Below are 23,525 nucleotides of genomic sequence, written 5' to 3' on the forward strand. Positions count from 1 at the left end.
GCTGACATGGCGATACTCGACCTGCCGCTTCGCGAAGAACAGCAGATGCTGCGCGACAGCGTCCAGCGTTTCCTCGCCGACAATGCGCGGCCGGGCTGGCATGCGCTGGCGGATTCGCTCGGACTTGCGGGCCTCGCATTGCCTGAGGCGGCGGGCGGCTTTGGCGGGGGCATGATCGATATCGCGCTCGTCATGGTTGAACTCGGCCCCGCACTCGCGGGCGCCGACTGGCTATCGCACGTCGCGGCGACGACCTTGCTCGTGCGAGCTGCGCCCGACCATCCGGCCTTGCCCGATCTGGCGGCGGGCAGCTGGCGCATCGCCATTGTCTGCACGGCATCGGGGGCATCGATGCCGGTGGTCGAGGCGGGGGCGGTTCGCGGGAGCGCGGCGCTGGTCGCGGGCGCGGCCGAAGCCGATCTGTTTCTCCTCGCCGCCAGCGACGCGCTGTTGCTGGTCGCCGCCGACAAGGTCGAGCAGCGTCATCGCATCATGCACGACGGCAGCGCCTCGGCCGACCTGAGCTTCGCCTTGCAGCCGGCCGATGTCACGCTGCTCGCAAGCGGCGCCGAAGCGCGCGCGTGGGCCGACTATGCGACCGACCTGATCCTCGCGGGCCGCTGCGCCGAGGCGGTGGGCTTGATGCAGCGCATGATCGCCGACAGCGTGGATTATCTGGGCCAGCGTCTGCAGTTCGGTACGCCGATCGCCTGCTTTCAGGCGCTGCGACACCGTGCCGCCGACATGCAGCTTGCCATGATGAAGGCGGCGGCGCTCACCGAGGCGGCGATCCTCGCGGTCGATCAGAATCGAACCGGCCGCGGGCAGGCGGTCAGTGCAGCCTGTATCGAGGTCGGCGATGCGGTGCGCATCGTTGGCGAGAGCGCGGTGCAGATCCACGGCGCGATGGGATTGACCGAAGAACTCAGCCTCGGCGGACACTTCAAGCGCGCGCTGGCTATCGCCGCCGCGTTCGGCTCGCGCGCCGACCATTTGGCGCGCTTTGCCGAATCGGCCGCTTAACCGAGCATCAACCTTGCTATCAGGTCGCGCTGGATTTCGTTCGAACCCGCGTAAATCGTCGCCGCGCGATCGTTGAGGTAGCGAGGCACGGCGACCGCGAGTTCCACCGGCGTTTGTCCGTCGGCATCGGCCCATGCGGCATAACCGGCGACCTCGCACGCGAGCGTGTCGATGCGCTGCGCGGTTTCGGTGCCGAGTATCTTTAGCACCGAAGCGTAGAGCCCGGCGCTGCCGCCCACCCCGCGCATCGCCTTAACCTCGAGTGCCTGAAGCGCCTGCAGGGTCACCGCTTCGCGGTCGAGCCGCGCGCGCAGCACGGGTTCGACGCCGGTCTGCGAACGCAGCCTTGCGAGCCGCTCGATCAACGACGGCGCATATCTGCCGCCGCGCTCGAAGGTCAGCAGATGCTTTGCGACCGACCAGCCTTCATTCTCGCTGCCGAGCCGGTTCGCTTGCGGTACGCGAACCTCGTCGAAAAACACCTGGTTGAATTCATGGTCGCCCGCGAGCGTGCGGATCGGTTCGACGCTGATCCCCGGCAAGTCCATGTCGAGCAGCAGGAAGCTGATCCCCGCCTGCGGCTTGCCCTCGCTCGACGTCCGGACGAGCGCGAACATGCGGTTCGCGAAATGCGCGTGGGTGGTCCAGATTTTCGAACCATTGAGAACATAGTCGGCGCCGTCAGGTGTCGCGCGCAGTTGGAGAGCGGCAAGGTCAGATCCCGCGCCGGGTTCCGAAAAACCTTGGCACCAATAGTCCGCGCCCGACAGGATACGCGGCAGATAATGGGCGCGCTGTTCCGCACTGCCATAATGCATGATCACCGGCGCGACCATTTTTAGCCCCATCGGCGCGAGGTTCGGCGCGCCGGCGCGCGCGCATTCGGCAGCAAAGACATAGCGTTCGATCTCGCTCCATCCCGGCCCGCCGAACTCGGCCGGCCAGTCGGGCGCCGCCCAGCCGCGCGCGTGGAGAATGGCCTGCCAGGGCAGCGACACCGCGGGGTCGATGAAAACGCTCGTTGCGCGGCGCGCCGCGCGGCGCAGATCATCGGGCAGATGGCTTTCGAGGAAAGCGCGCACCTCGTCGCGAAATGCTTCGAGGGCAGGGTCGTTCAGCATATCCATGCGCCCGACTTGTACGTTGCCGCAGCGGCGGGCCAAGCTGGCACCTGCATCAGGCGGCGCGGGCGCCGACAAAGCCAAGGCCTGCGGCGATCTGGATCGATTGTGCGCGCCCGGTGGCGCCGAGCTTCGCCGCCGCATTGCGAAGGTGAAAGCGCACCGTCGACACCGACAGCGTCAGGATTGTCCCGATTTCGCCATCGGTCTTGCCCGCCGCTGCCCAGCGCAGACACTGGACCTCTCGGCGCGTCAGCGTCTGCGGCACTGTGGCGTTGCGCGGCCGGTCGCGTGCCTCATTGTGCGTCGCCACAAGTTTCAGCGCCAGATTGTGCAGGTCGCCCGCATGTTTCGCAAAGGCTGCCTCGACCCCGACCGGCTCGCGCGAGCACCAGAAGACGGCACCGACCAGTCCGCGGGGCAGGTGCACTGGCGCGATGATCGCTTCGCCGAAATTCGGGGCGTTGCGCGCTTGCTCGCAATCGACCGCCTCCAGCAACCGCGTCGGCCGCCAGGTTCTGAGCCCGCCGTTGCTGTAGTAAAAGGGTTCGGCGACCAGCCGTGCGGCGGTCAGAAACGGGATATGGAGCGCCAGCTTGCGGTCGCGCCAATAGGCATATTCGGGATCGATCCAATGAAAACTCGTCTCGGCATAGGGACGCCCATCATGATCGGCCATCGGTTCGGGATCGCCAAGATCGGCCTGCGCCGCGACATAGGGGAGGCCGATTTTGTCGCCGATCGCCTGCACCGCCGCAATCAGCGGCGGAAGCTCCGCCCAGCATTCTGCCTGATGATCCGTCACACACATCCCTCTCACCCACTCTGCCCGACATGTTCGGCCAGGCCATCCTGCCACGGATGTCAGCTTGTCGCTGGCCGCACAATTTTGTCCTTAGGCAACGTCCGGCTGCTGCGACGCTCGCACAAAGACGAGCCCCGCGACAAGCCGTTTGAGGGAGGATGTGTGATGAAGGCAATTCGAATTTTGCTGCTCGCGGGCACTGCGGCAGGCATGGCTTTCGCGGCGCCGGCCTTTGCTGCCGATGAAACGACCGCCGATACGGTTGCTTCCGAAGGCGACATCATCGTCACAGCGCAGCGCCGTGCTGAATCGATGAATGACGTCGGCATGGCGATCCAGGCCGTCGATGGCAAAACGCTCGAAAACCTGCGCGTCACCGACATGCGCGATCTCACGACGGTGGCCCCCAGCTTTACCGTCTCCCAAAGCTATCAGGGCGTACCGACCTATACGTTGCGTGGGATCGGCTTCAACACGATCAACCTGTCGGCGACCTCGACCGTCGGCACCTATGTCGACGAGGTCGCCTACGCCTATCCGATCATGAACACCGGTCCGGTGATGGATATCGAGCGCGTCGAGGTGCTGAAAGGCCCGCAGGGGACACTCTATGGCCGCAACACGACCGCTGGCCTGATCAACTTCATCACCGCCAAGCCGACCGACAGCTTCAAAGGCAGCATCAAGGCGGACCTCGGCAATTACCAGACCTACAATATCGGCGGCTATCTCTCGGGCCCGCTCGGTGAGGGCATCGCGGCGCGCATCGCCTTTCGCAGCGAGAATAGCGACAAGGGATGGCAAGTCAGCAACAGCCGCGACGAGCGGCTTGGCGAGGTCGAGAAATATGGCGTCCGCGGTTCGCTCGCGATCGATCCCGCGCCCGGAACCCATTTCGATCTGTCGGTCACATATTGGCGTAACAAGTCGGACACGGTGGCGGGGCAGGGGATCGGCTTCACTCCCGCGACCAACCCCGTCGGCGGCACCAGCAACTCGCGCTTCTTCAACACCCCGGGACTCGCCACCTATCTGGCGAACAATTTTCCGACGAAGGCGCGTCAGGCCGATTGGGCACCCGAAGCGGGGCGCTCGGCCGATATCGGGACGGGGCTCGGCCTCGATGGCCCGCTCGCAGAGGACAACCGCTTCTGGGGGCTGAAGCTGCGCTGGGATCAGGATCTCGGCGACACGATGAAGCTCGTCTCGCTCACCAGCTATAACGACTTCAAGCGCAACGCATTGTCCGACTGGAGCGGCGCGCCGTTCGAAATCCTGCTCCAGAATACGGTCGGGCGGATCAAGAGCTTTGCGCAGGAACTGCATATCGAGGGCGAGACGGGACCGGTCACATGGCTCGTCGGTGCCTATTATGCGAAGGACCGCATCCTCGATTCCAACCGCACGCTGCTGGGGCAGAACGCCAATCCGCGGCTGATCCGCGCCGCCGGGATTCCGTTGCTGGCGTCGCCGTTCAACTCGGGCGGCTATACCGCGCTACAATTGTCGCAGGCGTTTCGCACCTTTCAGGATATCGGCCGGATCAATACGACGACGTGGAGCGTCTTTGCCAATGGCGACTGGCAACTCGCCGAGCAGCTGAAGCTGACCGCGGGGGTCCGCTACACGCAGGATAAGCAGCGCTACAATGGCTGCTCGCGTGACGTTAACGGCAATATGCTGCCCAACGTCAATGTCGTGAACCGTGCGCTCTATTTCCAGACCTATGGCGTGCTTGCGCCGCAGATCACGCAAGGCCAGTGCAACACCTTCGACCCCGTCACCGGCAAGTTCGGTGAGGTGAAGTCGGTGCTCGACGAGGACAATGTCGCCTGGCGCGTGGCGCTCGATTGGACGCCGAACGACGACACTTTGCTCTATGCCTCGGTATCGCGTGGCTACAAGGCAGGGACGACGCCGATCAACTCCGCCAGCACCGCGCGGCAGAATGCGTCGGTGAAGCAGGAGCAGCTGACCGCCTATGAAGTCGGAGTCAAGGCGACGCTGGCCGAGCGCATGGTGCAAGCGAACCTGTCGGCCTTTTACTATGACTATCGCGACAAACAGATCAGCACCTATTTCGCCGATCCGATCTACACCGCGCTGTCGCGGCTCGACAATGTGCCCAAGTCAAAAGCTTATGGCGTCGAGGGCGAGTTGATCGTGCGGCCGATGCAGGGGGTCAGTATTTCGTCCAACGCCCTGTGGCTGAAGACCCGGGTCATCGATTATGACGGCACCAATGCTGCGGGGCAGCCCGAGAATTTCGACGGGGCCGAGTTCATCTACAGCCCGAAATTCCAGGGCAGCATCACACTCGCCTATGACACGCCGGTTTCGGAAACGCTGAACCTCACCGGCGCGGTCAGCGCGCGATACCAGAGCAAGTCGAACACGATCTTCGAGGATATCGATCTCTACAAGGTCGACGCCTATGGCACCGTCAACGCCAGCCTTGGCCTCAAGGATGAAAGCGGCTGGTCGGTGTCGGTTTGGGCGAAGAATTTGTTCGATAAATATTACTGGTCGGCGGTCGCCAGCAACGCCAATGTCGTCGTGCGTTTCGCCAACCAGCCGCGAACCTATGGCCTGACCGTGGGTTATGATTTCTGAAGGAGGTAGCCCGATGGTGCGCCCGCCGATGCAGGATGACTATATGGGGACGGCGATCGATTTCGCCGCGCCCGTCGGCGAGCCCGCGCTGCTCGCGCCCGACAGCGTCCAGTGGCGCGTCTATAAAAACCCGATCGCGCTTGGCATCGGCGGGATCGCGGCGGTTCTGCTCGAATTCGCCGAGCCGCGCATCCGGTCGGGGGTCTGGGATCATTCGACCTACAAGGCCGACCCGATCGGTCGCTCGCGGCGCACCGGACTTGTCGCGATGCTCGCCTGCTATGGCCCGGCGAGTAGCGCGAAAGCGGTGATCGGGCAGGTCAACCGGCTGCACGGCAAGGTGAAGGGTGAAACCCCTGCGGGCGACACATATCGCGCGCTGGATCCGGTGCTGCTCGACTGGGTCGCCGCGACGGCTTCTTATGGTTTTCTGATGGCCTATGACCGCTTCGTCTATCCCGTCAGCGACGCCGACAAGGACCGCTTCATGCGCGATGGCGATGCGATCGGGCGCGAGTTCGGCGCGCGGCATACTCCGCGGACGGTCGACGCCTTCATGACGATGATGGACGAACTCGAACCCCGGTTCGAGCCGCACCCGATCATCTTCGAATTTCTCGACATTATCCAGTCGGGCCGCGCGGCGCCCGGCGTGCCGCGCTTCCTGCACCGCGCGATCGCGCGGGCGTCGGTGTCATTGCTCCCCGGCCACATCCGGACGCGGCTGGACCTCGGGCCGCGTTTCGACCTGACGCGCTTCGACCGCATAGCGTTACGGCTCGCAGGACGCCTTGCCGACCGTCATGTCGATCGCGCTGCGCCGCATTGCAAAGCGAGCGTCCGGCTCGGCCTGCCGCATGATTTCCTGTTCAAATCAGCCGCCGAGCAGCAACGCCTGCTCGCCGCAGGCTAAGAGCAGCGGTTCCAGCCTTTGCCGCGCACCGCACGCCCGGGTGTCGCGCCGCTATGCTCGCCGTTTCGCAGCACCGCGACGCCGTTGACGAACACATCGCGCATCCCGACCGAATATTGGTGTGGCTTCTCGAAGGTCGACCGATCGCCGATCGTCGCGGGATCGAAGACGACCACGTCGGCATAATAGCCGGGCTTCAGCGCGCCGCGCTTCTCGATCCCGAGATTGGTCGCGGGCAGGGTTGTGAGCCGGTACACCGCCTGTTCGAGCGGGAGCAGCTTCTCGTCGCGGACATAGCGGCCCAGCAGGCGCGCAAAATTGCCATAGGTGCGCGGATGCGCGCCCGATTTCAGGAACACGCCCTCGGTCGCCTGCGACGAAGCGTCCGAACCGAAGCTCATCCAGGGAAGCTGGACCTGCTTGCGGACATTGTCCTCCGACATCAGGAAATAGACGGTGCCGACGCGCGATCCGTCTTCGATGACGAGGTCCATTGCGGTTTCCTCGGGCGATTTGCCGCGCATCGCGGCAACCTCGGCGAGCGTCTTGCCGGTCAGCGGTTTGAGCGCGTCATTCTTGAAGCCCGACAGGATCATCTTGTCGGCGCTCGCACCGAAATAGAGATTTTCCCAGTCACTGCCCGGCTTCTTCATTTCAGCCGCGACACGTGCGCGGATCGCTGGATCTTTCAGCCGCTTGATCCATTCCTCGAGCCCGCCGGCCTGCACCCATGTCGGCATCGCGGCGTCGAGCCCGGTCGCACCCGCGGTATAGGTGTACATATCGGTCGTGATACGCAGGCCCTCGGCGCGAGCTGCCTCGATCTTCTTCACGATCGTGTCTAGCTTGCCCCAGTTGCTGCGCCCCGCCATTTTGAGGTGATAGATTTCAGCGGGTGCGCCCGAGCGGCGCGATATGTCGATCAACTCGTCGACGGCTTCCTCGATCCGGTCGCCTTCGGATCGCATATGGCTGATGTACATGCCGCCGCATTTTGCGGCCTCGCTCGTCAGCGCGACAAGCTCGTCGGTTTCGGCATAGGAACCAGGCGCATAGATGATCGAACTGCCGACGCCCATCGCGCCTTCGTTCATCGCCTGCTTCACCAAGGCGCGCATGCGCGTGAGCTGTTCGGGGGTCGGATCGACATCGCCTTCGCCCAGTTCGTGCACGCGCACCGTCGCGGCGCCGACGAAGCTCGCGACATTGGTCGAAACTCCGCGCTTCTCCAGATAGCCCAGATAGTCGCCGAGCGTGGTCCATTCGATCGGATATTTGATGTCGCCCTGACGCTCGGCCTCCAACGCCTTCATCGTGGCGTTCATCGGTCCCATCGACCAGCCTTCGCCCATCACCTCCAGCGTTACGCCCTGCCGGATATCGCTCTGGCTCTTGGGATCGACGATCAGCGATTCGGTCGCCCAGCTCAACATGTTGATAAAGCCCGGCGCAACCGCCATGCCGCGCGCCGGGACTTCGTTCTTTGCGGTGCCGTCGATCTTGCCCACCGCGACGATGCGGTCGTCCTTGATCGCGACGTCGCCGACGACGGGGGGCTTGCCCGATCCGTCGTAAATCGTGCCCCCGCGGATGATCAGGTCGTAGACTGGCGCCGCCGTCTTTGCGGCCACAGAGGCCGACAACAGCATCGAGCTGCACAGCAGCATCAGGGAAGGGGCGAGGTGCCGACGCGATGCCATCTGTTTTCTCCGTGTAAGATATTTAGCCGTGGAGACTCATCAATGAGTCCATCAGCCCGTCATCGGCGCTCGAACAGACGCCAAGAACGAGTGCTTCCTCAAATCCGCCAGCGACGACATAGGCGTGGCCCATCGACGAATCGAGATAGATGCCCTGACCGGTCTTGAGCGCCACCGGATCATAGAATTCGGTGTGAATCTCGACCTCGCCTTCAAGCACAAAGATGAACTCCTCCCCCTGATGCCGGACAAGGTCGCCAAATTCGCTCGCGCTATGCGCCCGGATTCGCGTGATAATCGGGATCATCCGCTTTTGCCGCAGGTCGGTGCAGAGGTAGTGATAGTCATAATTGTCGGTCGTGACGCGCACCGCCTGGTCGATCGTGCCGATGCTGCGACGGCCGGTCACGCGCGGCGTGCCATCCTCGTCACCTTCGGCGAACAAATCCGACATGCGGATGTTGAGTCGCTGGCTCAACTGCTGCAATTTGTCATAGCTGAGCGTCAGCCGGTCATGTTCGACCTTTGACAGCGTCGACACGGGGATACCCGATTTCGCGCTCATTTCCTTGAGCGTCCAGCCGTTTCGGGACCGGATGTCCCGCATCACTGCCCCCAATGTCGGCGGGCTCCTAAGATCCGCCATCAGTTTTTCCATTCTTGTTTGACAATTTTCTAATCAGGATCATTATGTCCCTATCGGGCTAACGAAAGTTGGTCCCTTGGTAAGGGGTCGCGCGGCTTGCTGCAAGGTGTGACAGGCCACGCAAAAGAAAAGGGGAAAGCGATGCGTTTCATCCGAAAGGCGATGATCGGGCTTGCGGCGTTTGCCGCGCTGCCGCTGGCGGCGCAGGGGCCAGTGTCTGCGCCCGCTGTGAAGAAAGTGGAAACGGCCGCCGTGCCGGCTGCAAAGATGTTGGCGGCGCCCGCCACGCTCGATGCCAAAGATCTCGAAGCCTGGCTCGACGGTTATCTACCCTATGCGCTCGAGCGTGCGCGTATTCCGGGCGCAGTCGTTGTCGTCGTTCGCGGCAATCAGGTCGTGCTGGAAAAGGGCTATGGCTTCTCGGACGTTGCCAAGCGCGCGCCCGTCCTGCCCGAGACCACTTTGTTCCGTCCGGGGTCGGTGTCGAAGCTGTTCACCTGGACCGCGGTGATGCAACAGGTCGAGGCGGGCAAGATCGACCTCGACAAGGACGTCAACGCCTATCTTGATTTCAAGATTCCGCCCTATCAGGGCAAGCCGATCACGATGCGCAACATCATGACGCATACCGCGGGCTTTCAGGAGTCGGTGCGCTATCTGATCAGCAGCGATCCCAAGGCGGTAATGGCGCTCAAGAAGCAGATGCCGCTCGCGCTGCCTGATCGCGTCTTTGCGCCCGGCACCACGCCTGCCTATTCGAACTATGCCACCGCACTCGCGGGCTATATCGTCGAACGCGTCAGCGGTGAGCCGTTCGACAATTATATCGAAAATCACATCTTCACGCCCCTCGGCATGACGCATGCATCGTTCCGCCAGCCGCTTCCAGCGAACCTCGCGCCGCACATGTCGAAGGGTTATCCCGACATCACGCAAAAGGCCAAGCCGTTCGAAATCGTCGTTCCCGCTCCCGCCGGCAGCCTATCGGCGAGCGGCGCCGATATGGGCAAGTTCATGATCGCGCACCTCAATGACGGCGCAGGGCTGCTGAAGCCCGAGACCGCGAAGCAGATGCATGATTTCAAGGCGCCCGGCGTCGGCCCGCTCAACAGCATGGCGCTTGGCTTCTACGAACAATGGGTCAACGGCCACCGCGCCATCGCGCATGGCGGCGATACCGTCTGGTTCCACTCCTATCTGTGGCTGTTCCCCGACGCCGATATCGGCGTCTTCATCTCGATGAACAGCGCCGGGAAACAGGGCGACGCGGGCGCCATCCGCAGCGCATTGTTCCACAAATTCGCCGACCGCTACCTGCCGGGTACTGAAAAGCCCGGCCAGGTCGATGCCAAGACCGCCGCCCAGCATGCGCAGATGATGGTCGGCAACTATGTCAACAGCCGTGGTTCGTTCACCAATTTCATGAGCCTGTTCGGCCTGTTGGGGCAGACGACGGTCTCGCTGACCGAGAACGGCAAGATCACGATCCCGTCGCTCGACACCGGCGCGGCCGCGACCGACTGGGTCGAGGTCGAACCGTTCGTGTGGCGCGACACGGCCACGGGCGAGCGCCTCGCAGCTGCAGTCAAGGACGGCCGCGTCGTACGCTGGAGCATGGATGGCGCCTCGCCCTTCATGGTCCTGGAACCCGCCCCGGCCAGCGTCAATGCGGCATGGCTCAATCCGGCGCTGATCTTCGCCTTCGGCATCATCCTGCTCGCCGCGCTGGCCTGGCCGGTACGCGCGCTGGTGCGGCGGAACTTCAAGGCCGAGTTCGCGCTCGAAGGCAAGGCGCGGCGCGCTTACCGCCTGTCGCGAGGCTTCGCGTGGCTCGCAATTGGCGCGCTCGCCGGCTGGTTCGGGCTGATCGCGGCTTTCTCGGCCGATATCGGCAGCATCGGCGGTCCGCTCGACTGGCTGATCAACCTGTTGCGCATCGTGACGCCGCTCGCTGCATTCGGCCTGCTGATCACCGCGGGCTGGCACCTGTGGCTCGGTATCAAGGACAAGCGTCGCTGGACGATGAAGCTTGGTGCAGTGCTGCTGATCCTCGCCGCGTTGGTGCTGGTCTGGGTAACGCTGGTCTTCCATCTCTACGGTTTCGGAATGACTTACTGATGGCGACGCAAAGCATGCGGGACCTGACGCTCGACCTTCGGGTCGAGCGTTTTCCCTACCACCAGCCCTTTCGTATTTCGGGGCATGTATTCACCGAAACTGCCCTGCTTGTCGCGGAACTTTCGGATGGCACATATGTCGGACGCGGCGAGGGCGCCGGGGTTTATTATCTCGGCGATGACATCGAACATATGCTGGCCGAAGCGACGCGGGTTCGGAGTGAAATCGAACGCGGCGCGACGCGCGAGGATTTGCAGCATTTGCTGCCCCCGGGCGGCGCGCGAAATGCGCTAGACTGCGCGTTCTGGGAGTTGGAGGCGAAGCAGGCCGGGATTCCGGTCTGGGAACTCGCCGGGCTGAAGCCGCCCAAGGCGCTGCGCTCGACGCTGACGCTCGGCGCGGATCGGGCCGGGACCATGGCAAAGGCCGCGCTGGCGCTTGATCCCGAGGCGCCGGTCAAGGTCAAACTCACCGGCGATCTCAGCGACGATATCGCGCGCGTCGTTGCGATCCGCACCGCACGTCCGGATGCGTGGATCGGCGTCGATGCCAATCAGGGCTATGATATCGCGACACTCGCCGAATTGCTGCCTGTGCTGGTATCGACCCGCGTCGCGCAGCTTGAACAGCCTTTGAAGCGCGGATGCGAGGCTGATCTCGACGGGCTCAAGCGGCCCTTGCCGTTCGTTGCCGACGAAAGCGCGCTGTCGCTCGCCGACACCGTTTCGCTCGTGGGCCGGTTCGACGTCGTCAATATCAAGCTCGATAAATGCGGCGGCCTGACGGAGGGGCTTGCGATCGCGCGTCAGGCGAAGAAGCTTGGCCTCGATGTGATGGTCGGCAACATGATGGGGACCAGCCTCTCGATGGCGCCGTCCTTCATCGTTGGACAGCTTTGCGACATCGTCGATCTCGACGGGCCGACCTTCCTCGCACGCGATCGCGACCCCGGCGTCGAATATCGCGGCGGGATGATCCATTGCCCGGCGGAGATCTGGGGCTAGTTACAAATATATGTCCTAAATGGGTTGACAATTTTCTGATTAGGACAATAGTCATGAAACAGAAATCAACATAATAGGGGAGACTGGAATGACCGCGTCATTCACAGCAACGCGCCGAGCGATTATCGCGGGTGCGGTTGGGGTAGCTTTGTCCGCGCCGATGATAAACCGGGGCGCCTATGCCTTCGCTGCAGCTCCCGGGCGCAGCTATTCGCGCCGCGCGGTCGATCTCGTCGCTTCGTCGCTTGTCATCGACATGCTCGCGCCGCTCAAGATCACGATGTCCGAAGATTATGTCGCGCACCGGCTCACCGATGCCGAGGCGGCTGAATTCAGGGCCAGCGGCATCACGGGCTTCCATAATGCCTATGGCCTTGGCGGTCCCGATGCGAAGGAACAGGCGCTCGCATTCCTCGCCGGGTGGCAGGGCTTTGCGGGGCGCAATAGCCATGTTTTCACGCTCGTCGACGGCGTCGCCGACCTCGATCGCGCCAAGGCCGACAAGAAATGCGCCGTCATCATGGGCATTCAGAATGCCGAGCAGTTCGAAAAGCTCGAGGATGTCGCGCTGTTCCGCCGCCTCGGCCTGCGCTGCGCACAGCTTACCTATAATAGCCAGAATATGATCGGATCGGGCAGCACCGAACGCGTTGATGGCGGGGTCAGCGACTATGGTGCCGCGATCATCGCCGAGATGGAAAAGCAGCGCATGCTCGTCGACGTGTCGCATTGCGGCGACAAGACGACGCTTGACGCGATCGAGATCGCCAAGGGGCCGATCGCGATCACCCACAGCAACGCCCGCGCGCTGGTCGATCACCCGCGGGTCAAGACCGACGCGGCGATCAAGGCGCTCGCGGCGAAGGGCGGGGTGATGGGCATCACCGGGGTCCGCATGTTCGTCCGCACGACCGACCCGACCAACGTCGGGCATATGGCCGACCATATCGACCATGTCGCAAAGCTGGTGGGCGTCGACCATGTCGGTATCGGGTCGGACGCTGATCTCAACGGCTATGACGATATGATTCCAGCCGAATATGCCGCGCTCAAGGGCAGCTACAAGGGCAGCTACGCCTTTCGCGACAAGATCGACATCGACGGCTTCGATCACCCCCTGAAGGTCTTCGACCTGACCGAGGAACTGATTCGCCGGGGTTATTCCAACGATAATATCACGGCGGTGCTCGGGGGCAATTTTCGCCGCCTGCTCGCGCAAGTCTGGGGGTAAGGCTATGAAACAGGGACTCTTTATCGCAGGAAGCGTGGCCGCGATGATGGCGGCCATGCCGGCACAGGCGCAGGAAGCCGCCGCCGTCGAAACGTCGGGCGAGATCGTCGTCACCGCGCAAAAGCGCGTCGAGGCGCTTCAGGACGTTCCGATCTCGATCACCGTCGTCAACGGCGACGCCCTACGCGAGCAAGGTGCCGGTTCGCTGGTCGACTACGCCGGCTATGTCCCCGGTATGACCGTGATCAGCTCACAGCCCGGTACGTCGGTCATTTCGCTGCGCGGCATCGCGCCGGTCGGATCGGCGCAGGCGGTCGGCATCTATCTGGATGATGCGCCGGTCGGATCGAGCAGCCTTTATGCGCGCAGCGCGACCTATTCGCTCGACCTGATGCCGTACGACATCGCGGGTCTGGAGATCCTCCGCGGTCCGCAGGGAACGCTTTACGGCGCAAGCTCGATCGGGGGCTTGCTGAAATACCGCACCGTCGCGCCGAGCACGACCGACTTCAGCGTCAAGGCGGGCGGCGAGCTGTTCACGATCGATCAGGCGGGCAACCCCGGCTGGGCCGCGCAGGTCATGGTCAATGCGCCGATTATTCAGGACAAGCTTGGCATCACCGGCAGCTTCTCGTGGCGCAAAACCCCCGGTTATGTCAGCTCGGTCAACAATCCCGCGCTGAACGATGCGAATGATGTCGAGCAGAGGGGTGGCCGCGTCAGCCTGTTGTGGAATGCGACGGAGGATTTCACCGTGCGCCTCGGCGGCATCTGGCAGACGATCGACGCCAACGCGACCAACACCGTGGTGTCGACCGTGGCGGGCGTTCCGCTCGGCGACGGCTGGTCTTACAATTCATTTCTGCCGGAGCCCTTCCGCAAGAGCATCGATTATTATTCAGCGGTGCTCGATTATGATCTCGGCTTTGCGACACTGACGTCGGTCTCGACCTATAGCGAGACGAGCACGGTCAGCGTGCAGGATGCGTCGCTGGTCTTCGGGGTCGCGTTCCCGGCGCTCACCGGCGGGGCGGTGCCAGCGGGCCTCGCTCCCTTCAGCGTCGCCCTCGATCTGCAGAAGTTCACGCAGGAAGTCCGTCTCGCCTCGCCCAGCAACGATCGCTTCGAGTGGCTGGTCGGCGCCTTTTATACGAAGGAAGACAGCGAGAACCACCAGCTGGTGCGCACGCTCGATTTCTCCGGTGGGCCCAACGCGCTCGACCCGGGCGCCGTCGTGTCGCTGCCGTCGACGTTCAAGGAAATGGCGGTCTTCGCCAATGCGACCGCCTATTTCGGTGAGATGTTCGCGTTGTCGGGGGGCGTTCGCTACGCGAAGAACGAGCAGAAGTTCCAGCAGATCAGTAGCGGTCCGTTCATCGGCGCCGCCAACCGCACCGGAACCTCGGAAGAGGATGTGTTCATCTACAGCGTCAGCCCGCAGTTCCACATCAGCAAGGACGCGATGCTCTATGCGCGCGTCGCGAACGGCTACCGTCCCGGCGGCCCGAATGTGGTCTTCCCCGGCGTTCCGCCGCAGGTGAAGGCGGACACGCTGGTCAACTACGAAGTCGGCTTCAAGGGCAATCTGGGCCGCGCGCTCGCGGTCGAAGTGGCTGGCTTTTATATGGACTGGACCGACATCCAGGTCGTTCAGCCGTTCGGCGGCGTGACGGGGCAGGCCAATGGGCCCTCGGCGGTCAGCAAGGGCGTCGAAGGCAGCGTGACATGGCGTCCCGCGCCCGGACTGTCGCTGGTCGCAGGCGCGGCCTATGCCGATGCGAAACTGACCGCGGACGCTCCCGAAATTTCGGGTGTCGACGGCGCGCGCTTGCCCAGCGTTCCGAAATTCACCGGATCGATACAGGCTGATTACAGCTTTGCGATTGGCGGCAATACGACGGGCAAGCTCGGTGTTGGCGTGCGGCATTCGTCGAAACTGGCGTCGTTGCCGTCCAGCAGCCCTGATAATCTGTGGTCGGACGCCTATACGGCTTTCGACGCCAACGCTGCCGTGACCTTTGACGATCATTGGACCGTCCGCGTCTATGCCCGCAACCTGACCAACGAGCGGGCGTCGACACAGCGGTCCTATACGCTCGATGCGTTCGGCGCACAGGCCTATCAGTCGAACATTCCGTTGCAACCCCGGACCGTCGGCGTTGCTCTCGACATGGCCTTCTGAGCAAATTGGAGTTGGAAAAGATGAACGCGCCCATCGGCAGGCTGGCCGACAGCCTGACCCTGCCGCAGCCCTATCTGCTGTTCCTCGGCGACACGACCGAGGCCAGCTATGCGAAGACCGCCTTTGGCCTTGCCGACTGGGCGGCCGATCGCTGCGTCGGCGAGTTGGCAATCGCCGGCTGCACCGTCACCACCGGCCTCCCGCGCCTGTCGTCCGCCGATGCGCGGGCGGCGGGGGCGCGGTCGCTGGTGATCGGGGTCGCCAATGTGGGCGGAGTGATCGGCGACAACTGGATCGCCGCGCTGGTCGACGCGATGGAAGCGGGACTGGACATCGTCAGCGGGCTTCACGTCCGGCTGGCGAGTCTTCCTGCGCTCGCCGAGGTAGCCAAGCGGACGGGGCAGCGCCTCATCGACATCCGCACCCCGCCACCCGAAATCCCGATCGGCACCGGCCGTAAGCGGAGCGGCAAACGGCTGCTCACTGTCGGGACCGACTGCGCGCTCGGCAAAAAATATACCGCGCTCGCCCTGCATCGCGCCTTTATCGCGCGCGGTCTCGATGCGGACTTTCGCGCGAGCGGCCAGACGGGCATCATGATCGCAGGGGGCGGCATACCGATGGACGCGGTGATTTCGGATTTCGAGGCGGGGGCGGCGGAGATGTTGAGTCCCGACGCGCCCGACAGCCATTGGGATCTGATCGAGGGGCAGGGATCGATCTTCAACCCCGCCTATGCGGCGGTGTCGCTGGGTCTGCTCCACGGCAGCCAGCCCGACGTCTTTGTCGTCTGCCACGATCCCGCGCGCAAGGTAATCCTCGGTCTGGAAAGCTTTGAGCTGCCGTCCATCGAGGAGGTTATCGACATGACGATCCGGCTTGGCAGTCGCACCAATCCGGCGATCCGCTGCGGCGGCGTGAGCTTCAATACATCGGCTTACGATGCCAGCGCGGCCGAAGCCTTAATGGCGGCCGAGCGGCAGCGCCTCGGTCTCCCCGTCGCCGATCCGATCCGCGGCGGATCAGCCTTCGACGCGCTGGTCGAAACATGTCTCGCGTGAGTGTGGGCGAGATGGGCGGTAGGCCGAGCTGGTTCCAGCGCTTCCTGCTGCCCGGTTTTGCGCTGAAGGCCGTCATCATTGGCGGCGGCTATGCGACGGGGCGCGAGCTTGCCGAATATTTCGTGCCGTCAGGGCCGTGGGGCGGGCTTGCCGCAATGCTGCTCGCGACGCTGATCTGGAGCGTCGTCGCCGCGCTGACTTTCGCGCTCGCGCGGTCGCTGGGCGCCTATGATTATCGTAGCTTTTTCAAGGGGCTTCTCGGCCCTTTCTGGGTGGCATTCGAGGTCGCCTACATCATCTTCGTCGTCCTGATCCTTGCGGTGTTCGGCGCCGCGGCGGGTGCGATCGGTGCGGCGACCTTCGGCTGGCCCGAGGTATTGGGATCGGTGCTGCTCGCGGTATCGATCGTCGCGGTCACCGCTTGGGGAACAGGTGCTGTCGAGCAGATGTTCAAATATGTCTCGATCCTGCTCTACGCCGTCTACGGCCTGTTCCTCGCCCTCGCGCTGGCCAGCTTCGGCGGCCTGATCGGGCAGGGCTTTGCCAATTCGCCGCCGCCGTCGGGCAACTGGATGGCGGGCGGGCTGACCTATGCCAGCTATAATATCGTCGGCGCGGTCGTGATCCTGCCCGTGCTCCGTCACCTGACCAGCCAGCGCGACGCGGTCGTCGCGGGGCTGATCGCGGGGCCGCTGTCGATGCTGCCCGCGATCCTCTTTTTCGTTGCGATGATGGCCTTCTATCCCGCGATCGGGGCCGAGACTTTGCCGTCGGACTTCCTGCTTCGCCAGATGACGATGCCTGGCTTTCATGTCCTCTTTCAGGTGATGATCTTTGCCGCGCTGCTCGAAAGCGGCGCAGGTTCGGTCCATGCGATCAACGAGCGGATCTCGGGTGCGATCGAAAGCCGCGGGCGCCCCGCGCTCACCGCCGGCGCGCGCGCTATCATCGGCGCAGTGATCCTCGCCGGCTGCATGTTCGTGGCGGGCGAAATCGGCCTCGTAGATCTGATCGCCAGCGGCTACCGCTTCCTTGCCTGGCTGTTCCTCGCGGTCTTCGTCCTGCCGCTGATCACTATCGGCACCTGGCGTCTGCTGCGCCGTCCTTCGCCTGCCCCAATGGAGACTTTGCTATGAAAGCCGCCCGCCTGATTATCCTGTCGCTGATGCTTTCGGTCGCGACCCCTGCTTGGGCCGAGCCGCCCGCCGACATTGGCGAGAGTGTCGAGGCGCTTCGCAAGAAAATCGGCGCGGCAGGTGTGTCGATTGCGATCGTCGAAGACGGCAAGACAACGCTGTCGCGCGGCTGGGGCGTGCGCAAGGTCGGCGACAAGGCGCCGGTCGATGAGCAGACGCTATTCCAGACCGGATCGACCGGCAAGGCGATGACTGCGGCCGCGCTCGCGATCCTCGTCGATGAAGGCAAGATTGCGTGGGATGACCCCGTCATCAAACATATGCCGTGGTTCCGCATGTATGATGCGTGGGTGACGCGCGAGATCACGATCCGCGACCTGCTCGTCCATCGCAGCGGGCTTGGTCTGGGGCAGGGCGATCTGATGTTCGTGCCGCGCACGCATCTGACGCGCAAACAGACGGTCGAGCGTGTCGCATACCTCAAGCCCGTCACGAGTTTCCGCTCGGCCTATGCTTATGACAATATCCTCTACACCGTCGCCGGTCAGCTGATCGAAGAGGTCAGCGGCCAGACGTGGGAAGTGTTCATGCGCGATCGCGTGCTGCGCGCAGGTGGCATGAAGAATGCGACGAGCGACAGCGAAGACCGCTTTCGCATTCCGAACCGTTCGTGGCCGCATGCGCGCCTGTCGGGTGCGTTGCGCGGTCTTGGGCCGCAGGAAGCACTGAACGAACGCGACGAGCTTGGCCGCAACGGCGCACCCGCCGGCGGGCTCGCGCTCAGCGCCAACGACATGGCGGCATGGCTCAAGATCCAGCTCGCGCACGGCGCGCTGCCGAACGGGAAGCGCCTGTTCAGCGAAAAGCAGGCGACCGAGATGTGGACGCCCGTGACTCCGATGCCGATCAGCGAACTACCCGATGCACTCAAGCCCGCGCAGCCAACGCAACAGGCGTATGCGCTCGGCTGGCAGGTGCAGGACTATCGCGGTCACCGCATCGTCCAGCACAGCGGCGGGGTTTTCGGTTCGATCACGCGCGTCGTGATGATCCCCGACAAGAATGTCGGCTTCGCGATCATGATGAACAGCGAGGACAGCGGCATGATCCTCGGGCTGACCCACGAATTGATGGACCATTATCTCGATCAGCCGGACTTTGGCTGGACGACAAAATGGCAGGACTGGTTTGAGGCACGGCTCGCGGGCGGCAAGGCGTTCCTCGAAAAGTCGAAGGCATCGGCTGTGAAATCGGGACCGTCGCTTGCGCTTGCCGGTTACGCCGGGCGCTATCGCGATCCCTGGTATGGCGATATCGTGATCGGCCAGGCGGCGACGGGGTTGACGATCGACTTCACCTCGACGCCGCGGATGGCGGGACGGCTCAAACATTGGCAATATGACAGCTTCGTCACCGATTTTGACGATCCGGCGATCGAACCCGCTTATGTGACATTCTCCCTCGACGCCGATGGCAAGATCACCGGCGTCAAGATGAAGGCGGTAAGCCAGATCGCCGACTTCAGCTGGGATTATCACGATCTCGACCTGAAGCCCGTGAAGGACACGAAATGAAACGCATCGCCCTCCTGCTTGCGGCCACGGCGCTGACCGCCTGCTCGACAGACAAAGAGCCCGCAAAGCAGCCGGAGGGCCCGCTGCACAGCCGGATGCTCGTGCTCGACACGCATCTCGACACCCCGCTGCATTTCGAACGGCAGGGCTGGAGCTTTGCCGATCGTCATGCGCTAGCGACCGACCTTTCGCAACTCGACATCCCGCGGATGAAGGACGGCAATCTCGATGGCGGTTTCTTCGCCATCTACACCGATCAGGGGCCGCTGACCGCAAAAGGCTATTCGGACGCGCTCGCCTTTGCGCGTGCGCGATCGGACCTGATTGACCGGACCATCGCCAAATATCCCGACGCGATCGCGCCGGCGCTGACCGCGGCCGACGCGCTGCGGCTGAATAAGGACGGCAAGCTGATTGCCTTCAAGTCGATGGAGAACAGCTATCCGCTGGGTGAAGATCTGACGTTGCTTGGCGAGTTCTACAAAAAGGGCCTCCGGCTCGCGGGGCCGGTGCATTCGAAGGACAATCAGTTCGCCGACAGCGCAACGGGCGAGGGGCGCTGGAAAGGGCTGAGCCCGCTTGGCAAGCAATGGGTAGCGGAGATGAACCGGCTCGGCATCGTGATCGATGCGAGCCATTCGTCCGACGCGGCGTTCGACCAGATCCTCGCGCTGTCGAAATATCCGATCCTGCTCTCGCACTCGAGCCTGCGCTCGGCGTACGACCACCCCCGCAATCTCGACGAGGGCCGACTGAAGGCGCTCGCAGCCAAGGGCGGGGCGATGTGCATCTCGACGATCTTCATGTCCGAAATGAACATGTCGCCCGAGCGCGCCAAGCTGTTCGGAGCATATGAGCGTATCGGACAACTTTCGCCTGCCGAGCAGGCCGATCTCACGCGCCAGTGGCGCGAACTCGACAAGAAAGAGTTGATGTGGGCGGCCGATTTCGACGCTTATATGAAGATGGTGCTGCGCGCGATCGAGGTTGGCGGTGTCGACCATATCTGTTTCGGCGCCGACTGGGACGGTGGTGGTGGTTTGTCGGGCATTGAGGATATCTCGGCACTTCCCAAGGTTACCGAACGGTTGAAGGCCGCCGGCTATTCGGATGCGGACATCGAAAAAATGTGGAGCGGCAACATCTTGCGCGTGCTCGCGGCACAGGGGAAGCCGACGGCGCGCTAGGCGCGGAAGCGCTTCGGGTCGATCCCCAACTTCTGCATCTTGTCGTAAAGCGTCTTTCGCGGAACCCCCAGCTGCGCCATCGTTTCGGCAATATTGCCGCGCGTCTGGGTCAGCGTGTCGTGAATAATGGTCGCTTCGAAACGGCGCAGCCGCTCCGACAGCGGCGCGTCGGCGGGCATCGACGCCAGTCCCGGATCGGACGGCAGGTCGAGCACGACGCTATAAGCGAAATTCTTCAGTTCGCGGACATTGCCCGGCCAGTCATGCTCGACGAGGTGGCGGCGCACGCTGTCGTCGATCGCAAAGCCCGCCAGCCCCATTTTGGCCGCCGCTTCGTCGAGGAAATAGGCGAAAGTCTGCGGAATATCCGACCGGCGCTCGCGCAGCGGCGGAATGCGCAGCTTCACGACATGCAGGCGGTAATAAAGATCCTCGCGAAATGCGCCGGCGCGCACCGCCTCCATCAGGTCGGTCTTGGTCGCCGCGACCACGCGCAGATCGACGGGTTCGGGCGCGCTGGCGCCGATCGGCTGAACCTCGCGCTCCTCGATCACGCGCAGCAGCTTTGCCTGTACCGCGGGATGCATGGTGTCGATCTCGTCGAGGAAAAGCGTACCGCGGTGCGCGCTGCGAATACGCCCCGCTTGGCCGAGCTTGCCCGTGCTGCGATCGACGAGATCGCTGCCGAACAGCTCGGCCTCTGCCAGCTCCTGCGGCAGCGCCGCGCAATTGACCGCGACCAGCGACGCCGCGCTTCGCCGGCTCTGGCGGTGGAGCATATGCGCGACCAGTTCCTTGCCGGTTCCCGTTTCACCCTCGATCAACACGTCAAAGTCGGCCTGTGCCAGCTGAGCGATCGTCTCGCGTAGCCGCAGCATGGCAGTGCTTTCCCCGATCAGGGGGCTGTCGATCGCGGCCGCTGCGGCCGTCAGCCGGCGATTGTCGAGGATCAGCGCGCGGTGCGCGAGCGCCCGGCGCACGATTCCGACCAGATGGTCGGCGGCAAAGGGCTTGGCGAGGAAATCGAAGGCGCCGTCGTGAAGCGCCCGCACGGCCATTGCGACATCCGCATGGCCGGTGATCAGGATGACAGGGATATCAGGGTCGATGCCATGGATCGCGGCGCGCAATTCGAGCCCGTCCATGCCGGGCATGCGGATGTCAGTGACGACGACCCCGGGGAAATCGGTGGCGATGCGGGGCAGCACGCTCTGCGCGTCGGGGAAAGCCTCGACGGCAAGACTGGCAAGGTCGAGCGTCTGGACATTCGCCTCGCGCAGCGCCGTATCGTCGTCGACGAAGAAGATCGTCTGTTCAGCCGTGAAAAAGCTCATGCGGCCCTCAATGTCAGGCGGAAACCCGCGCCGCCGAGCGGGGAGGGGATGAGGGCCAGCATCCCGCCGAATTCGGCCATGATATCACTCGCGATGGCCAGCCCGAGACCGAGCCCGTCGGGGCGGCCGGTCACGAAGGGGGTGAAAAGCTGCGGCAGCAATTCTGCGGGGACGCCGGGGCCGTTGTCGCAGACATCGATGCAGACGGGCGCGCTGCCATGGGTGCGCAGATCGATGCGCGGGTCCTTGCTCCCCTGTACGGCGTCGGCGGCGTTCTGCAGCAGGTTGACGAGCACTTGTTCGAGCCGGACCCGATCGGCGTGGACCGCCCTGTCGGGCGCCTCGACACCGATATCGAGCGTGATGCCCTGCGCGCGAAGTCGGTCGCCGATGAGCAGACAGGTGCCCTCGATTGCCGATTGCAGCGACACGGGTCCGAGCGGGGTCGGTTTGCGCCGCGAAAAATTGCGCAGTTCGTTGGTTATTGCGCCGACGCGTGCGGTCAGTTCGACGATCGTGTCCAGATTGCCGCGCACCTTGTCGGGCTGTTCGCGCTCGAGATAGCGCAGGCTGTTTTCGGCGAACGTGCGGATGGCGGCAATCGGCTGGTTGATCTCGTGCGCGACGCCCGCCGTAATCTGCCCGATCGAGCCGAGGCGACTTGCCTGCGCCAGTTCCTCGCGCGCGGCGCGATAGCGCAGGTCGGTGTCGGCCTGCCGTTCGGATGCCTGCCGCAGTTCGTCGTTCGCGGTGCGCAGATCCTGTGTGCGCGCGGCGACCTCGCGCTCGAGCGCGTCGTGCGCGGCTTGCCGCAGCGTCTGCCGCTCGACGAGGCGCAGCAGCGTCACGATCGCCGCGCCGACGAGGATCAGCAGGACGAGGAAGATAACGCGCGCGGTCGCATTGGCGCTGTCTCGCGCCGGTTCGGCGGGCTGGAGCAGGCGAAGCGTGCTGCCGGGCAGCGAGACGCGCTCGTCGGCCTGGCGAAACATGTCTGCCCCGACACGCAGATCGCTGTCGGTCCGGCGGACCGGCAACGGATCGAGCGGCGCCTCGCCATAGCTGCGCGTCTCGCGAAGCTGTGCCTGCCTTTCAGGCGAAATGGCGTTGAACGAACGGAAACGCCATTCGCTCTCGCTCGTCATGACGATGATGCCCGCGGCATCGGTCACGATCGTTTTTGCCGTGGAATCGGCCCATCGCGATTCGAGCTTGTCGAACTCGATCTTGACCACGATCGCTCCCAGTTGTCGGCCGCCGACGTCGACGCGCCGCGCCAGATACAGCCCCGGCCGCCCGCTGACCGTGCCGAGCGCGAACAGTTCGGCCTCGCCATCTTGCATCGCGCCCTGAAAATAGGGCCGGAACCGGTAAGTCTCGCCAACGAAGCTTGTCGGCGCGCGCCAATTGCTCGCGGCGATGGTCACCCCGCCAGCGTCGATTACATAGAGAACTGCAGCATCGGTGCGGGCGGCCAGTTGTTCGAGCTCGCGGTCGAGCCGGCGCGACGCGGCATCGCTCTTGTCAGCGAGCGCCGTCCGCACATCGGGAAACTCGGACAGCACGCGCGGTAGCAGGCGGAATTTCTGTAACTCGCTCTCGAGCAAGCTCGCATGCGCACGGGCATTTTGCCGCGCCTCGACATCGGCCTGCGCGCGCGCATGGCCTGCCGCCCATCCCGACAAGCCGAGCGCGGCAACGAGTAGGAGCATCGCACCGACAATCGTCGCGATCAGCAATCGCCGTCGGTCGAGGCGGGCAGTGATCCTGGGCGACTCAGTGAGCGATGGCATGTGCGGAATATTGCACATTCTGAGTCATTCGTATGCGGATTTTTGCACAAATTTGGGTATGTCGCTCGGGCATCGCAAATATTA

At 63.7% G+C, this 23,525-nt stretch carries 17 protein-coding genes; 11 read left to right on the plus strand and 6 right to left on the minus strand.

The window, feature by feature from the left end; genetic code table 11:
• The first annotated feature begins 6 nt into the window (after positions 1–6).
• Entirely contained in the window at positions 7–1,023 is a 1,017-nt protein-coding gene (locus AC07NV_RS17650; protein WP_495167701.1) for an acyl-CoA dehydrogenase family protein, read from the plus strand.
• Here the strand turns inward: AC07NV_RS17650 and AC07NV_RS17655 are convergent.
• Both AC07NV_RS17655 and AC07NV_RS17660 read right to left on the minus strand, forming a co-directional pair.
• Entirely contained in the window at positions 1,020–2,150 is a 1,131-nt protein-coding gene (locus AC07NV_RS17655) for an acyl-CoA dehydrogenase family protein (RefSeq protein ID WP_495167702.1), read from the minus strand. The genes AC07NV_RS17650 and AC07NV_RS17655 overlap by 4 nt on opposite strands.
• A gap of 49 nt (positions 2,151–2,199) precedes the next feature.
• On the minus strand, positions 2,200–2,949 hold the full coding sequence (locus tag AC07NV_RS17660) for a helix-turn-helix transcriptional regulator (protein WP_495167703.1): 750 nt from the start codon (positions 2,947–2,949) through the stop codon (positions 2,200–2,202).
• A gap of 165 nt (positions 2,950–3,114) precedes the next feature.
• Between AC07NV_RS17660 and AC07NV_RS17665 the strand changes: the two genes are divergently transcribed.
• Together AC07NV_RS17665 and AC07NV_RS17670 are read left to right on the plus strand one after the other, a co-directional pair.
• Positions 3,115–5,562 carry a TonB-dependent receptor gene (locus AC07NV_RS17665; RefSeq protein WP_495167704.1) on the plus strand — a complete coding sequence of 816 codons (2,448 nt, stop codon included), beginning with the start codon at positions 3,115–3,117 and terminating at the stop codon, positions 5,560–5,562.
• Between the two features lie 13 nt (positions 5,563–5,575).
• Positions 5,576–6,475 (plus strand): oxygenase MpaB family protein, encoded by a 900-nt coding sequence (locus AC07NV_RS17670; RefSeq protein WP_495167705.1) that lies wholly within the window; start codon positions 5,576–5,578, stop codon positions 6,473–6,475.
• On the opposite strand, the gene AC07NV_RS17675 is transcribed toward AC07NV_RS17670, so the two are convergent.
• Both AC07NV_RS17675 and AC07NV_RS17680 read right to left on the minus strand, forming a co-directional pair.
• Positions 6,472–8,175, minus strand: a complete 1,704-nt coding sequence (locus AC07NV_RS17675) for an N-acyl-D-amino-acid deacylase family protein (RefSeq protein WP_495167706.1) — start codon at positions 8,173–8,175, stop codon at positions 6,472–6,474. The two genes, AC07NV_RS17670 and AC07NV_RS17675, sit on opposite strands and share 4 nt — an antisense overlap.
• 22 nt (positions 8,176–8,197) lie before the next feature.
• Positions 8,198–8,821: a helix-turn-helix domain-containing protein gene (locus AC07NV_RS17680; protein WP_495167707.1), complete on the minus strand. Its 624-nt coding sequence runs from the start codon at positions 8,819–8,821 to the stop codon at positions 8,198–8,200.
• A 141-nt stretch (positions 8,822–8,962) separates the two neighbouring features.
• On the opposite strand from AC07NV_RS17680, the gene AC07NV_RS17685 reads away from it, so the two are divergent.
• The 8 genes from AC07NV_RS17685 (at position 8,963) to AC07NV_RS17720 (ending at position 20,314) form a co-directional block, all read left to right on the plus strand.
• Positions 8,963–10,939, plus strand: a complete 1,977-nt coding sequence (locus AC07NV_RS17685) for a serine hydrolase domain-containing protein (RefSeq protein ID WP_495167708.1) — start codon at positions 8,963–8,965, stop codon at positions 10,937–10,939.
• Positions 10,939–11,943 (plus strand): dipeptide epimerase, encoded by a 1,005-nt coding sequence (locus tag AC07NV_RS17690; RefSeq protein WP_495167709.1) that lies wholly within the window; start codon positions 10,939–10,941, stop codon positions 11,941–11,943. Before AC07NV_RS17685 ends, AC07NV_RS17690 begins: the two co-directional genes overlap by 1 nt.
• 160 nt (positions 11,944–12,103) lie before the next feature.
• Positions 12,104–13,174: a dipeptidase gene (locus AC07NV_RS17695; RefSeq protein ID WP_495167710.1), complete on the plus strand. Its 1,071-nt coding sequence runs from the start codon at positions 12,104–12,106 to the stop codon at positions 13,172–13,174.
• A gap of 4 nt (positions 13,175–13,178) precedes the next feature.
• Positions 13,179–15,356, plus strand: coding sequence for a TonB-dependent receptor (locus tag AC07NV_RS17700; protein WP_495167711.1), 2,178 nt, complete (start codon positions 13,179–13,181; stop codon positions 15,354–15,356).
• A 20-nt stretch (positions 15,357–15,376) separates the two neighbouring features.
• Positions 15,377–16,417: an N-acetyltransferase DgcN family protein gene (locus AC07NV_RS17705; RefSeq protein ID WP_495167712.1), complete on the plus strand. Its 1,041-nt coding sequence runs from the start codon at positions 15,377–15,379 to the stop codon at positions 16,415–16,417.
• Positions 16,405–17,553: a YkvI family membrane protein gene (locus AC07NV_RS17710; protein WP_495167713.1), complete on the plus strand. Its 1,149-nt coding sequence runs from the start codon at positions 16,405–16,407 to the stop codon at positions 17,551–17,553. Before AC07NV_RS17705 ends, AC07NV_RS17710 begins: the two co-directional genes overlap by 13 nt.
• The gene (locus AC07NV_RS17715; RefSeq protein ID WP_495167714.1) at positions 17,550–19,127 is read left to right on the plus strand and encodes a serine hydrolase; all 1,578 of its coding nucleotides are present in this window, start codon (positions 17,550–17,552) and stop codon (positions 19,125–19,127) included. Before AC07NV_RS17710 ends, AC07NV_RS17715 begins: the two co-directional genes overlap by 4 nt.
• Positions 19,124–20,314: a dipeptidase gene (locus AC07NV_RS17720; RefSeq protein WP_495167715.1), complete on the plus strand. Its 1,191-nt coding sequence runs from the start codon at positions 19,124–19,126 to the stop codon at positions 20,312–20,314. Before AC07NV_RS17715 ends, AC07NV_RS17720 begins: the two co-directional genes overlap by 4 nt.
• Here the strand turns inward: AC07NV_RS17720 and AC07NV_RS17725 are convergent.
• Positions 20,311–21,648 (minus strand): sigma-54-dependent transcriptional regulator, encoded by a 1,338-nt coding sequence (locus tag AC07NV_RS17725; RefSeq protein WP_495167716.1) that lies wholly within the window; start codon positions 21,646–21,648, stop codon positions 20,311–20,313. The genes AC07NV_RS17720 and AC07NV_RS17725 overlap by 4 nt on opposite strands.
• Positions 21,645–23,441, minus strand: a complete 1,797-nt coding sequence (locus tag AC07NV_RS17730; RefSeq protein ID WP_495167717.1) for a sensor histidine kinase — start codon at positions 23,439–23,441, stop codon at positions 21,645–21,647. Before AC07NV_RS17730 ends, AC07NV_RS17725 begins: the two co-directional genes overlap by 4 nt.
• Between the last annotated feature and the right edge of the window lie 84 nt (positions 23,442–23,525).

It is taken from the genome of Sphingopyxis sp. GW821-FHT10B01, assembly GCF_059415685.1.